Source organism: Marinococcus salis (assembly GCF_054971365.1).
Genome location: NZ_JBQOJB010000012.1, coordinates 1 through 11,870, shown reverse-complemented (window position 1 = coordinate 11,870; position 11,870 = coordinate 1). Strand labels below are relative to the sequence as shown.

The window sequence follows — 11,870 nt, the reverse complement described above, 5'->3', positions numbered from 1 at the left end:
TGGTTATATACTTATATATATGACCATATTACCTTTTCGCTTAAGGTGGTGAATATTATGGACGCCGATTTTCATAACAAAAAGCCGATTTTCCAACAAATTAAAGAGCAAATTGAAGATCAGATAATGGATGGGCGCTTAAGAGAAGAAATGCAGGCGCCTTCAACCACCCAGCTGGTTTCTTTTTATAAAGTGAACCATCTGACGGTTGCTAAAGGCGTCAATGAACTGGTGGAGGAAGAAATTTTATATAAAAAACGGGGAGTAGGAATGTTTGTTACTTCAGGAGCTAAAGAAAGACTAATTAAAAAGAGGCAGAAAGCCTTCGGCGAAGAGTATATTGATGAGCTTGTGAAAGAGGCCAGAAAATTACGTATGTCCGAGGAAGAGCTGGTAAATATGCTGCGGGAAAGGATGAAAAAGTAATGGATATGAACCTGGTATTAAACCATGTGGATCTGTATTACGGAAAAGAGCAGGCACTTACGAATGTGTCTCTGCAACTTCATTCGCCCAGGGTTTACGCCTTGATCGGACGGAATGGTTCGGGTAAAACTACTCTTTTGTCCCTTATCGCCAATTACCGGAAGCATTCTTCCGGCCAGATCACGCTGAACGGGGAGCCGTTGTTTGAGAACAGCCGCCAGACCAGGCATGTACAGTTCCTGTTCCAGCGAAACTTTGATGAATACTACGAATCCGGAGAAGAGCTTCTTCAAACTGCCGAGGAGCTTATTGATACTTTCGATATAGAAGCAGCCCGAAGAATCGCCAGTAGATTCGGCCTTGACTTAAGCATCCCTATGAAAAAACAATCAACTGGAAGAAGGTCTATGTTTCAAGCTGTACGCGGACTCGCGTCCCGGGCCCCGGTGACCATTTTTGATGAAGCTTATACGGGCATGGATGCTCCTTCCCGTGAAATTTTCTACGAAGAAATTTTGAAAGAGCAGGAAAACCATCCGCGATTGATTATCATGTCTACGCATCTGATATCTGAAATGGAGCATTTGTTTGATGAAGTAATCATGCTGGACCAGGGGCGCGTGTTGCTTGCGGACGATTATGAAAACGTAATCTCTAAAGGGATGACGATCACCGGAGAAAGCAGCCTGGTTGAGAAATTCACCGCGGAGCTCCACGTAGTCAAAACCCGGCAGCTCGGCGGCACCAAATCTGTCGTTATTTTTCAACAAGTGGATCAAAATTTTCTCCAGGAAGCAGAAGAGCTCGGATTAGATGTAGGCAGAGTCACGCTTCAGGATATATTTACCAGCATGACAAAAGGAGGGGAGCTTCATGAGGAACAATAAAGCTGTGCCACTAATAATAAAAGAGCAGCTCAAATGGACCCTGTGGTTTCTTGGCATCTTATACCTTGTTCGGGTTGCCGCTCATTTTATCAACCTTTTTTTCCTGGGTGCAGAATTTAACATTGTTTTACTAAATTTCGCCTATGAACCGAGTAAGGTTTATATGCTGGTAATTGGTTTAGTATCTGTATATACCTTTCTGGGATTTTGCATTGAACATGGACTGACAAGAAGACATTATTACCAGGCTGCGTTACTTTCTTCCGCTGCTGTAGCTCTCGTAATCACAGCCGCAATAGCTGTGTTTAACCTTATGGATACGGTTATTTTCAATACAAATGCTTCAGTATTTTATCTGATAGATACAGATACACTTTTCGAAGTTCTTTTACCTGGAAGTGCAGCGTATTTTGTGACCGTGCTGCTGTATTATCTGCTCGGAATGTTCATTGCTTCCGGATTTTACCGTTTTGGCTGGCTCACGGGGCTTGGGTTTATTGCCGCCGGGATACTTTTCCTTTTGATTGAAAGCCTCATCTGGGGTACGGAGTTTGTGCTATTTGATATAGGTGTAATCACCGAAGGACTGCCGGTGGTCTCAGCCGTACTTGCTACAGCTTTCCTCGCCGGTGTTGTTTACACTGTTTCTGCAAAGAGTCTCAAGGATACCCCAGTAAAAATTGCGTAACAATAAAAAAGGAATAGAAGCCCCAGTGCGGGGCACTTCTGTTCCTTTCATTTTCATTACTTGTTTTTAATATCGCCTTTTTTATCCTGGGCGACGCCTTTAAGCTTGTCTTTCTTTCCTTCGCGCTGCATTTTGGAATTATTTGTGGCGCTTCCCATCCGGTCTTTTGCTTCCCCTTTAACCTTGTTTGCATTTCCCTTCAGTTTGTCGCCAAAACCTTTTTTACCGCTCATTTGTGATCCCTCCAGGATGTTTGTCTACAGCAGGAGTTCCCTTCAGCAGGCATCGTCAAACAAAAGAGTTTCAGTTTGTGTATTATTTGCAGCTTCTCACCAAACCGTCCAGCCGCCATCGACCATGATCGTCTGCCCAGTAACCATATCGGAGGAAGCCGAGCTGAGAAATGCCACCGCTCCAAAAAGGTCTTCGGGACGAGCCAGTCTGCCAAGCGGAATTCTGGCAAGCACTTCTTTTTTAAACTCTGTATCCTCGAACATTTTTTCTGTCATCGGTGTTTCTATAAAGGTCGGAGCTACAGCATTCACATTGATGCCGTGAGAAGCCCACTCAATAGCAAGTGACTTGGTCAGCTGCGTAATTCCTCCCTTGCTCGAGCTATAGGCTGCACGGTTGTAATAGCCCACAAAAGCCATCTGGGAGGACATATTAATGATTTTTCCGTGTCCTGCTTCACGCATCCACTTTCCAGCTGCCTGGCAGGCAAAAAAAACGCTTTTTAAATTAATGTCGTGGATACGGTCCCACTCCTCTTCCGTGACTTCTTCCGCCGGGGCTGGGATGTTCGTGCCGGCGTTGTTCAGAAGCACGTCAATTTGGCCCAACCGTCTGTGAATACTGTCGAACAATTCATCCAGTTTGTCGATTTTAGTTAAATCGAACGGAAATGATGCTGCTGATCGATTTTTATCCTGAATAGACCATTCCGTTTCCTGTAAAGCCTGCTCATCCCGGGCTACCATTGCTACGCTGGCCCCAGCCTCAGCCAGCATAATCGCTATTTCTTTCCCAATGCCTTTATTAGCACCAGTAACGACGATCGTTTTCCCTTCTAAAGAGAATAGATTAGAACTGATGGCCTTCCCTCCTTTTCTGTATACGTATTCAAGACACTCAAAAATTTTATAAACACATGGACCATAACAGTCAAACTTTTATTTATAATCGTTCACTTGGTTTTATTAATCATTTACGTGATAATCCACTCAATATCACGCCGATATTCAGTCAGTTGTACTGTATCTCTGCACACGTAATGAAGCCTGGGCTTTATGGCCTTTGAAGCCTTCGAGCTCACACAGCCGTTCGGCGTACTTGCCTATTTCCACACTGGCTTCTCTTGTTACGCGCTGATACGTACAATTTTTCAAAAACTTGCCTACCCATAAGCCGCCCGTGTATTTTGCCGCCTGCTTGGTCGGAAGCGTATGATTGGTGCCGATGACTTTGTCCCCATAGGCGACGTTCGTTTCAGGCCCGAGAAAGAGCGCCCCGTAATTTGTCATATTTTCCAGAAAGTAATCCGGGTCCCTGGTGAGAACCTCTACGTGTTCATAGGCCAGCTTATCCGCTTCCTGGACTGCTTCTTCCACATTTTCCACTACAATAATAGAACCATTGTCCTGCCAGGCCTGCTCTGCCACTTCCGCTGTCGGGAGTATTTTTAACTGACGGGCAATTTCCTCCTCCAAAGATTCGGCAAGCGATTGGGACGTTGTAATAAGGGCGCCTGGAGACGTTGGTCCGTGCTCTGCCTGCCCGAGAATATCGGTAGCTACCATTTCGACGTCGGCCGTCTCGTCAGCAATCACAAGCGTTTCCGTCGGTCCAGCAAATAAATCAATCCCCACTCTTCCGTACAGCTGCCGCTTGGCTTCCGCTACAAAAGCGTTGCCCGGGCCGACAATCATATCCACCGGCTGAATCGTTTCTGTGCCAACAGCCATGGCAGTCATTGCCTGTACTCCCCCCAGCAGATAGATTTCGTCCGCCCCGGCCATATGCATTGCCGCGACCGTAGCTGCCGGTATTTCCCCGTTACTTGGAGGCGTGCAGGCGATCACCCTTTCAACTCCGGCCACCTTCGCTGTCACAATACTCATATGGGAAGAGGCTACCATCGGATAGCGCCCGCCCGGAATATAGCAGCCCACACTGTTCACCGGAATATTTTTATGCCCTAAAATCACGCCGGGCCGTGTTTCCACTTCAATATCCTGAATTGACTCCCGCTGATGGCGGGCAAAATTTTGAATTTGCGATTGCGCAAAAGCAATATCATCAATCACCTGCTGCGGCAGCTCATCGATCACCTGCTGAATAGTTTCGGATGACAAGTGGAACGATTCCGGCGACCAATTGTCGAATTTCTCAGATAGCTCCCGGACCGCTTCATCTCCCCGCTGCTCTACGTCATGAATGATTCCCTGCACCGCCTGCTGAACCTTCGTGTCCGCCTCCTGTTTTTCCTGATCGCTTTTTCCTCTTTTCAAATAAGTGGGCATCGAGTATCCTCCTTTTTTTGAATACGTATTCAACATAAAACAAACTAACTATTTTGTAAACGCTTTATTAAATAACCTGGCGTTCTCTCATAGAAAATACGGTGCCTGTTTATGGTAAACAAACACTGTACCATTGAAAATTAACCCCACACCTTTATTTCATTCTTACCAGCCTGCAGCTGCCCAATCGGTCCCAGCACGTCTGTTTTGGCTTTTTGTTTACCGAAAAAGTCGGTATCTATCCGGAGCTTGCTTCCATCCGGATTTTCAAAATCTGCATCCACGATACGCGCCCGCTCCAGGTTTCCTGTATGCTTTATCTCACCGCGCATGTGTTCAAATTTGTCAGGAAGTTCACAGGACAGATACACCTCGTTCCCCTTTTCGATTATCGTAAGCTGGGGGTCAAAAGCATCTTTGGTTAATGCCTCCTGCTCTCCTTCAAACGGAATCGCACCATTAAAGTAAGCATTATGGTTAATATAGACCGGCTGCTCGATACTGTGGAACGCTTCATGGTCCCCGCCGACCTGATCCACCTTTTCGATATATTCCTCAAGCGATGCCGTGTATCCGTTAAAATGGGAGGTGCCCACATCATTCAAATCCGATTTTCCAACAAACATATTATTGTAAAAACGGTCGTCTCCGCCGTAGACAGGCGCAAATCCGGCTACCTCCGTGCTGTGGGGCACGTGATACGGAGTGGCCCGGTCCAGCATCTTTTTGTGCACCATTTTGCCCGCAATCAGATTGTTAACGTAAGCTCCTCCCTGCGCATGATTATCCAGAGCGTAGTCTGCTGTTAAAATATTATTATCCACCACATACGGTCCGCTGCTCACTTCTACAAAAAGATCACGATTGTTTCTGTAAAATAGATTTTTGCTTACTCTCGTGCCCTGGGTCTGCCAGTCGAGCCATACTCCAAGCGAGCAGTCATGAATGCGGTTGCTGTGAATCTGGACATCAATCGCTGCATGCAGCTTAATTCCGGCGATTTCGTGGCCAAAAAATTCCCGCTTTAATGCGATATTGTAAATGTGGTTATGATAGATTTCACTGAACACGCAGCCCAGATGACCGACCACCCCGTTCTGACCACAATCATAAATGGTGTTGTTCCGGATAATGTGAGAGCCGATACGCTCCCTGCTCCAGCCAATATGTCGGGCCATAAACACAGATTCCAGCTGGTACTGATAGCCTGGTTTGTCCTTTCTTCTCGTCCGATAATTGTCTCCGGTGGATGCTTCCTTTCCAATACTGATTGCACTGCATTTGGCATCGTGAATCACATTGTTTTCAATAATCCATCCCTTGCTCCAGTTCGGCCCGATCAATCCCGTCTGATCGGCTGTCGGCGGCGTCCACGGCGTTGCTGCCTGGGCCATTTCAAACCCCTGCACCGTAATATAGTCAAGCCCCGTCAATTCCGGGTAAAAGCAGGCTTTCCGCACATTTATTTCCACCAGCTCTTTATTGGGATCAGCGCCCTGAAAGTTGGCGAAAATCGTCGTATGGCTGCTGTCTGCTTCCGCATACCAGCGATACCTCGTCTGCTCCGGATCGAGGACAGGAACAGTCGTTTTTGTCCAATGGTCCAAAACCTCGGTCTGCTTTTCGGGGTTCAGCATTTCCGCAAAGGTTTCTGCTTCGTAAAAGGACATTCCGTTTAAATATACATCGCCCAGATGCCTGCCTGGATTGTGAACGATCCAGTCTCCGAATATTTTTTCCGTATACGGATTGTAGTCGCCAAATAACGTGTTTGGGACGACTGCCTTCCAGACCGTGCCCTCCGCCTGTTCCCAGTAGTCAATTTGTTCCGAACCTTTAATCACCGCCTTTTCTCCAGGAGCAGCGGTATATGTAATTCTCCGGGTGTCACTCCGGCCGCCATTTCGCGGCTTCACCCATTCTCTATATTCACCTTCATGCACCACTACGGTGTCTCCCGCTGTGGCTAGTGAAGCTGCTCGATTAATTGTTAAAAAAGGATTTTCCCGTGTGCCTTCGTTTTTGTCAGAGCCATTTTTTGCTACATGATATTCCAATGCCATGAAGCTTTCCCCCTTCTATCAATCTGGTTTTATTATAGGCGGGAAGCTTCTTATGCTTCTATTCAAAAAATAGTATAATATAAGACAATATTAGTGTTTCTGAAAGGGGGAGCCGGCTTTGGTCTTTTTTGAGCCTCATGGAGTCGAAGAACAGGAATCATTTCAACGTGTTACCTTAACCAATTTCAGCTTTCCGCTTCACTTTCACCGTGCCTATGAACTGATTATTGTCCATGAAGGGCAGGTGCGGGTAACCATTGACCAGAAAGAGTATCTTCTGCAGCAAAACGAGGCAGCCTTTATTTTTAACAATCAGATGCATGAATTTACCACGGTCGGGCATTCCGCGATTACCATCATTATTTTTTCTCCTGAATTGATCGGCCGTTTTTTTATGGATTATAAAGGCTTCACCCCTGTAAATAATACGTTCTCTCTTTCGCCGGACGTGCTGCTGCCGTCCCGGGGCTCCGTCTAAAGGCAGAAAAGCTTTTTGTACGGCATATGCAGTACGTTAGAGGAAAACACCGATTTCAAGCCCGTCCAGTATTCTGCTAAAACGAAAATTCTTCATCAAATGCTTTTGTATGTGGATACTAATTACGCCGCCGAGTGTACGTTAAAAGCAGTGGCTGAACATTTACAGTACGACTATCCCTACCTGTCCAAGCTGTTTGCTCACATGGCGGGCATGACCTTTACCGAATACTTAAACTATTACCGGATATCGCGTGCCTGTTATTTACTGAAAAGCAGCCAGCAGCCGATCGGGGAAATTGCTGCAGATTGCGGGTACAGCAGCCTCCGCTCATTTAACCGCAACTTTCAGGCATTCGTCCGCGATTCGCCCCGCAGGTTTCGGGAGCTTTCATCCCGACAGGCTTAATTACCGACTGAGGATTTCGTGACTTCCAGAAACGAGTCCGCATTCCGTCGATGGGAAAGTCACAGCTCAGACGGCGGACATCCATAAATAGAAAATAAGCAGACAAATGGTGTCGAAGCTGTCTCCCCAAAGGGCAGTACTGCTGAAGCATACCGATTAATAGTGTTACATATAATCATCCAAAGGGTATCGGTAGTATGGTTAATAAAATTTCTCAGAGTTTAGAAATGCTTATGATCTGAGGAAAGGAGTAAATTTTAATGAAACAGTGGCTTAAAATTATCATGGTTACTCTTTTTATGGTCACCTCTTCAAGCTTTCTTACAGCCTGCGGGGATGACGAAGAGTCCGACGGCATGCCGGAAGAAATTCCAAACAATGAAGATGAATAGCGAAAAAATGCTCTGCGTGTCTAAGTACGCAGAGCATTCTTATTAAATTATAAACGAAACGAGGCTGGAAGTTAGGCTAACGAGCCTCCGTCGACAATCATCTCGTCTCCGGTTACAAACCGGGATTCATCGGAAGCATAATATAGAGCGGCATAGGCAATGTCCACTGCTTCCCCGTGGTGAGGCGGAAGAGGCACAACATCCTGATTATCCTCTGAAATGGTTTTCTGCCGCTCTCCCATGATTGGCGTCCGGATCGGACCGGGATGGATGCTGTTTGCCCGGATGCTTTCTTCGGCAAAATGCGCAGCCACGTGCGTCGTCATTGACCGTATCGCCCCTTTGGCCGCGCTGTAGGCTGTGCCGTTGCCGCCTGCCGCGCCGGACCCGGTTAAGGAGGCCATCGATGCTATATTAATAATCGATCCCTGCCCGGCCTTCTGCATTTCCGGAATCACCTCGCGCATGCCGAGAAAGTACCCGGTCGAGTCCACGTTCATGACTTTATTCCATTCCTCCAGGGAGGTTTCAAGAATCTTGCTCGGATAGTGGATGCCTGCGTTGTTTACCAGAATATTCACCTGTCCGTAGGTATCCACTGCTTGTTGAACCGCCTTTTTCCAATTCTCCTCTGAGGTGGTATCCAGTTCGAAGGCAGTTATATCTGCCCCCTCGTCCTGTATTTTCTTTACTTCCTCCTGCAGCAGGTCGAGCTGGACGTCAGCTGCTATAACCTTCGCTCCTTCTTCTGCAAACAGTCTGGCGGTGCCGAGGCCAATTCCACCGGCTGCCCCGGTCACAATTGCAACTTTGTTTTGTAAACGTGCCAATCTATTTCCTCCTTCGGTGAGCTAAACTCCGTTTTCTCTCGTATAAATACCCATTATGCACGGCGGGTAATCAACGCCCCGTTGAATGGTATAATTTAGACAAACCCGCATAGGCTTAAGGAGGAATTCGTATGAATAAGAAAAACAATTCAGCCCGGCAGCTTGCGCCAGAACAGAAAAAAGAAATACTGACCATACTTGAAAATCGTTTCGAACAGCATATGTATCGCCATGAAGAGTTAGCATGGACTCCTGTCCTGGAAAAGCTCGAGGCTGATGACGAGAAACTATGGTCATTGAACGAGATGGAAGCGACTGGCGGAGAACCGGATGTGATCGGCTGCGACCAGAAAGAAAAGAAATATTTCTTCTGTGACTGCTCGCAAGAAAGCCCCAAGGATCGCCGAAGCGTCTGCTATGACCGTGAAGCATTGGAAGCAAGAAAAAAATATAAGCCTGAAACAACTGCTGTCGACATGGCTCAGACTATGGGTATCGAGCTTTTAACCGAAGAGCAGTACCACACTCTTCAACAGTTGGAAAAAATCGATACGAAAACGTCAAGCTGGATTCAGACACCTCCGGGGATAAGAAAACAGGGCGGCGCTTTGTTTGGCGACCACCGGTACGGCCGCACGTTCATCTACCATAACGGAGCCGAATCATACTACGCCGCGAGAGGCTTCCGGGGCATACTGAAAGTATAAAATACTATTTCAATTCTTCGGTGCTTCCTTTGATCCGGGTGTTTACAATTTGATTACCTTGTACAAACGTTTCCGATTCAATCATGCTCGGCTTTCCCATAGCGACTCCCTGAATAATACGAAAGGTATTCCACCCTTCCTTTACTGGGGGCAAAATCTTATGTGCCGTTAAATAGGCGCCTAAGGCCGAGGCAGCTACCCCGGTGGCCGGGTCCTCCGAGTATCCGGCCCTTCGGGGAAACTGGCGCGCCTGCACGTATTTTTCTTGTTGTTGTGAAACAGCGAAAGGGTAAAAGCCGGTCGTGTTGAACTCGTCACATAAATCCCAGAGATAATTAAAATCAGGCTGAAGCATGTTCAACGTCTCTACGCTTTTTAAGGGGATAATTAATTTATAACGGGACGTGGAAACGGATTGAACCGGCCATTCCGCCAGTTCCTCTGTTTCAATATTCAGTGCCCTGCCTATTTCTTCTTTCGACGGAGCGATGTTCAGAAACCCGGGCGAAAACTGTTCAACACTTATCTCCAGCTTTGAATCACGCTTTTCCCATTTTACATTTACAGGCCCAAGCATGGTCTCCACAATGACCGGGGAACGGCTAATTGCTCCTTAGTTCACTAAAACCGTGATGCTACCTATGGCGGCATGAATGCACATTTCCATCTCATGGGAGGGGACAAAAAAACGAAGCTTCAGATCATAGTCCGGGCGGGTGGAGGACATAACGAAGGCTGACTCATGCGCAAACTCCTTTGTCATCTGCTGCATTGTTTTTGTGGAAAGATGATCCGCGTCTAAAACGACAGGGCACGGGTTACCTCCGCCCTTTTCCATAGAAAACACGGTGGTGTGTACAACCTGATAGCTCACTTTTCTTCCTCATTTCATTAGCTTTCAGGTTTATTATAGCACTCAGGAGGCCTTTAAAATCCGTCTCTTTTATGCGTCTTGGTTAAATGCCTCTTGAATCTGCCCCATCATCATGAATCTTGCCACCTCCCCGCCGTTCGCCGCTGCCGCTATCAGCTGGCTGCCAAAGTTGTCCTTTGCTTCACCTGCCACATATAGGTCTTTCACAGAGGTTTCTCCGAACTGACTGAGCACAAATCGGCTGTTTTCATCCCGCTCCACGTCCAGACCACTTAAAAATTCATAATTGGTGTTCCAGTGCACGTACGTAAAAGCGCCCTCTACTTCCACCGTTTCCCCGTTGGCCATTCTGATCGCCTGCAGCTGTCCCTTCTCTCCAGACATTTCGTCAATTTTCTCCAGATGATAAGGAATATTTTTACCTTCGAGTATCTTTTTGCTTTCCTTTCGTCAAATCGTCGTTGCCATCGGTGAATACTTCGAGTTGGTTTGTCCAGTTTGAGAGAAGCATCACCATATGCATGACCCGCTCGTCCGGATTGATGACGGCAAGCTTTTTGTCTCTCATTTCCCAGCCGTCGCACCACGGGCAGTAAAAGACGCTTTGTCCGTAATAGTGTTCGATATTTTTAATCGCCGGCAGCTGTTCGATTAAGCCCGAGGCAACCAACACCTGTTTTGAATGAAACTGCCCCGTTGTCGTTTGAACGATAAGGCCGTCATTATGCTGTTGGATTGCAGTCACTCTATCATTTAACAGCGTATTGCCCTCGTACTTCAGCGCATCTTCCCTGGCCCGCTTCCGGAACGTCTGCGGAGTCACTCTATCCTGGGTTAAATAGGAGTGCGTTTCATGCGTTACGATGTTTCTCGGCTTATCCTCATCAATAATCAGCGCCCTTTTTAATCCTCTTCCAAAATAAAGCGCCGCACTTAATCCAGCCGGTCCTCCACCAATAATAATTACGTCATACATCATTTTAAAACCCCTTCCTGTACATTAAAGATTCTTATTATCTATAATTATAATAAAGCAAAAGGATCTGCTACACCGTCAAATCCTTCAGCTTTTTGTTTTTTAGCGTACTGATTAAATTTTCCTGTGCTTCCATCATGGCCGCCTGAATTCTGCATTCCTCTCCGTGATCAAAGCTGTCTTCAAACAGCGTCTGCACGCCATCGATCGCAACTACAATATCGTACACGCTTACGCTTTCCCAGTTCTGCTGCAGCCTGTATCCGCCCTTGGCACCGCTCGTCGAGCTAATGTAATTCGCCTTTACGATACGCGTTAATACTTTGGATAAGTACGTAGTAGAGACATTCAATGCTAACGATAAATCCTGGACCGGAATTTTGGTTGTTTCCCCGTCACGATGAATCATATACACGAGCGCATGCAAAGCGTAGTCCGTCGCTTTTGAAAATTTCATACTGCTATTCACTTCCAATTAGAGATATTATAAATCTATTATATACTTATAAAATGACATGCACAAGCTTAAATACTAAAAAACCGGCTCAACACCAAAATATGTTCTTGACCCTTCAATACTGCACCCGCTTGTCGTTACACTCTAAAAGCAGGCGTTGTT

The 11,870-nt window shown here is 46.6% G+C and carries 15 protein-coding genes and 1 pseudogene; 7 read left to right on the top strand and 9 right to left on the bottom strand.

Going from position 1 to position 11,870, the window contains the following annotated elements; all coding sequences use genetic code 11:
* Window positions 1-57: 57 nt before the first annotated feature.
* From ACTTK6_RS10995 to ACTTK6_RS10985, 3 genes are read left to right on the top strand one after another with little or no spacing between them, the layout of a single operon-like run.
* Window positions 58-426, top strand: coding sequence for a GntR family transcriptional regulator (locus ACTTK6_RS10995; RefSeq protein ID WP_079476652.1), 369 nt, complete (start codon window positions 58-60; stop codon window positions 424-426).
* Window positions 426-1,313, top strand: a complete 888-nt coding sequence (locus ACTTK6_RS10990; RefSeq protein ID WP_462833457.1) for an ATP-binding cassette domain-containing protein — start codon at window positions 426-428, stop codon at window positions 1,311-1,313. Before ACTTK6_RS10995 ends, ACTTK6_RS10990 begins: the two co-directional genes overlap by 1 nt.
* A complete protein-coding gene (locus ACTTK6_RS10985; RefSeq protein WP_462833456.1) occupies window positions 1,300-2,001 on the top strand; it encodes a hypothetical protein in 702 nt (233 codons plus the stop codon). Before ACTTK6_RS10990 ends, ACTTK6_RS10985 begins: the two co-directional genes overlap by 14 nt.
* Window positions 2,002-2,057: 56 nt before the next feature.
* On the opposite strand, the gene ACTTK6_RS10980 is transcribed toward ACTTK6_RS10985, so the two are convergent.
* From ACTTK6_RS10980 to ACTTK6_RS10965, 4 genes are all read right to left on the bottom strand, one after another.
* Complete coding sequence (locus tag ACTTK6_RS10980) at window positions 2,058-2,234, bottom strand: CsbD family protein (RefSeq protein ID WP_094908128.1); 177 nt, start codon at window positions 2,232-2,234, stop codon at window positions 2,058-2,060.
* A 96-nt stretch (window positions 2,235-2,330) separates the two neighbouring features.
* On the bottom strand, window positions 2,331-3,095 hold the full coding sequence (locus ACTTK6_RS10975; RefSeq protein ID WP_094908129.1) for an SDR family NAD(P)-dependent oxidoreductase: 765 nt from the start codon (window positions 3,093-3,095) through the stop codon (window positions 2,331-2,333).
* A 147-nt stretch (window positions 3,096-3,242) separates the two neighbouring features.
* The gene (gene hisD, locus ACTTK6_RS10970; protein WP_462833455.1) at window positions 3,243-4,523 is read right to left on the bottom strand and encodes a histidinol dehydrogenase; all 1,281 of its coding nucleotides are present in this window, start codon (window positions 4,521-4,523) and stop codon (window positions 3,243-3,245) included.
* Between the two features lie 140 nt (window positions 4,524-4,663).
* Window positions 4,664-6,586, bottom strand: coding sequence for a right-handed parallel beta-helix repeat-containing protein (locus tag ACTTK6_RS10965; RefSeq protein ID WP_462833454.1), 1,923 nt, complete (start codon window positions 6,584-6,586; stop codon window positions 4,664-4,666).
* A gap of 118 nt (window positions 6,587-6,704) precedes the next feature.
* Here ACTTK6_RS10965 and ACTTK6_RS10960 point away from each other — a divergent pair, with 118 nt between their 5' ends.
* The 3 genes from ACTTK6_RS10960 (at window position 6,705) to ACTTK6_RS10950 (ending at window position 7,864) form a co-directional block, all read left to right on the top strand.
* Entirely contained in the window at window positions 6,705-7,064 is a 360-nt protein-coding gene (locus ACTTK6_RS10960; RefSeq protein ID WP_462833453.1) for an AraC family ligand binding domain-containing protein, read from the top strand.
* 15 nt (window positions 7,065-7,079) lie between these two features.
* Window positions 7,080-7,472, top strand: coding sequence for a helix-turn-helix domain-containing protein (locus ACTTK6_RS10955; RefSeq protein ID WP_462833452.1), 393 nt, complete (start codon window positions 7,080-7,082; stop codon window positions 7,470-7,472).
* Window positions 7,473-7,732: 260 nt separating this feature from the next.
* Window positions 7,733-7,864: a hypothetical protein gene (locus tag ACTTK6_RS10950; RefSeq protein ID WP_462833451.1), complete on the top strand. Its 132-nt coding sequence runs from the start codon at window positions 7,733-7,735 to the stop codon at window positions 7,862-7,864.
* Window positions 7,865-7,935: 71 nt separating this feature from the next.
* Here ACTTK6_RS10950 and ACTTK6_RS10945 read toward each other — a convergent pair whose 3' ends face one another.
* The gene (locus tag ACTTK6_RS10945) at window positions 7,936-8,694 is read right to left on the bottom strand and encodes an SDR family NAD(P)-dependent oxidoreductase (RefSeq protein WP_462833450.1); all 759 of its coding nucleotides are present in this window, start codon (window positions 8,692-8,694) and stop codon (window positions 7,936-7,938) included.
* Between the two features lie 131 nt (window positions 8,695-8,825).
* Between ACTTK6_RS10945 and ACTTK6_RS10940 the strand changes: the two genes are divergently transcribed.
* Entirely contained in the window at window positions 8,826-9,401 is a 576-nt protein-coding gene (locus tag ACTTK6_RS10940) for a DUF4256 domain-containing protein (protein ID WP_462833449.1), read from the top strand.
* Between the two features lie 4 nt (window positions 9,402-9,405).
* Here the strand turns inward: ACTTK6_RS10940 and ACTTK6_RS10935 are convergent.
* The 4 genes and pseudogenes from ACTTK6_RS10935 to ACTTK6_RS10920 all read right to left on the bottom strand — a co-directional run bounded on the left by ACTTK6_RS10935 (window position 9,406) and on the right by ACTTK6_RS10920 (window position 11,708).
* A pseudogene (locus tag ACTTK6_RS10935) lies at window positions 9,406-10,239 on the bottom strand (PhzF family phenazine biosynthesis protein).
* A 105-nt stretch (window positions 10,240-10,344) separates the two neighbouring features.
* Window positions 10,345-10,659, bottom strand: a complete 315-nt coding sequence (locus ACTTK6_RS10930; protein ID WP_462833448.1) for a hypothetical protein — start codon at window positions 10,657-10,659, stop codon at window positions 10,345-10,347.
* 34 nt (window positions 10,660-10,693) lie between these two features.
* The gene (locus tag ACTTK6_RS10925) at window positions 10,694-11,254 is read right to left on the bottom strand and encodes an NAD(P)/FAD-dependent oxidoreductase (RefSeq protein WP_462833447.1); all 561 of its coding nucleotides are present in this window, start codon (window positions 11,252-11,254) and stop codon (window positions 10,694-10,696) included.
* Window positions 11,255-11,321: 67 nt separating this feature from the next.
* On the bottom strand, window positions 11,322-11,708 hold the full coding sequence (locus ACTTK6_RS10920) for an RrF2 family transcriptional regulator (protein WP_462833446.1): 387 nt from the start codon (window positions 11,706-11,708) through the stop codon (window positions 11,322-11,324).
* Window positions 11,709-11,870 lie beyond the last annotated feature (162 nt).

What these genes read in the sequence shown, in the direction of transcription:
- ACTTK6_RS10980 (WP_094908128.1), bottom strand. Translation starts at nt 2,234, where the DNA reads ATGAGCGGTAAAAAAGGTTTTGGCGACAAACTGAAGGGAAATGCAAAC.
- ACTTK6_RS10965 (WP_462833454.1), bottom strand. Translation starts at nt 6,586, where the DNA reads ATGGCATTGGAATATCATGTAGCAAAAAATGGCTCTGACAAAAACGAA.
- ACTTK6_RS10985 (WP_462833456.1), top strand. Translation starts at nt 1,300, where the DNA reads ATGAGGAACAATAAAGCTGTGCCACTAATAATAAAAGAGCAGCTCAAA.
- ACTTK6_RS10930 (WP_462833448.1), bottom strand. Translation starts at nt 10,659, where the DNA reads ATGTCTGGAGAGAAGGGACAGCTGCAGGCGATCAGAATGGCCAACGGG.
- ACTTK6_RS10925 (WP_462833447.1), bottom strand. Translation starts at nt 11,254, where the DNA reads ATGATGTATGACGTAATTATTATTGGTGGAGGACCGGCTGGATTAAGT.
- ACTTK6_RS10995 (WP_079476652.1), top strand. Translation starts at nt 58, where the DNA reads ATGGACGCCGATTTTCATAACAAAAAGCCGATTTTCCAACAAATTAAA.
- hisD (WP_462833455.1), bottom strand. Translation starts at nt 4,523, where the DNA reads ATGCCCACTTATTTGAAAAGAGGAAAAAGCGATCAGGAAAAACAGGAG.
- ACTTK6_RS10940 (WP_462833449.1), top strand. Translation starts at nt 8,826, where the DNA reads ATGAATAAGAAAAACAATTCAGCCCGGCAGCTTGCGCCAGAACAGAAA.
- ACTTK6_RS10920 (WP_462833446.1), bottom strand. Translation starts at nt 11,708, where the DNA reads ATGAAATTTTCAAAAGCGACGGACTACGCTTTGCATGCGCTCGTGTAT.
- ACTTK6_RS10950 (WP_462833451.1), top strand. Translation starts at nt 7,733, where the DNA reads ATGAAACAGTGGCTTAAAATTATCATGGTTACTCTTTTTATGGTCACC.
- ACTTK6_RS10990 (WP_462833457.1), top strand. Translation starts at nt 426, where the DNA reads ATGGATATGAACCTGGTATTAAACCATGTGGATCTGTATTACGGAAAA.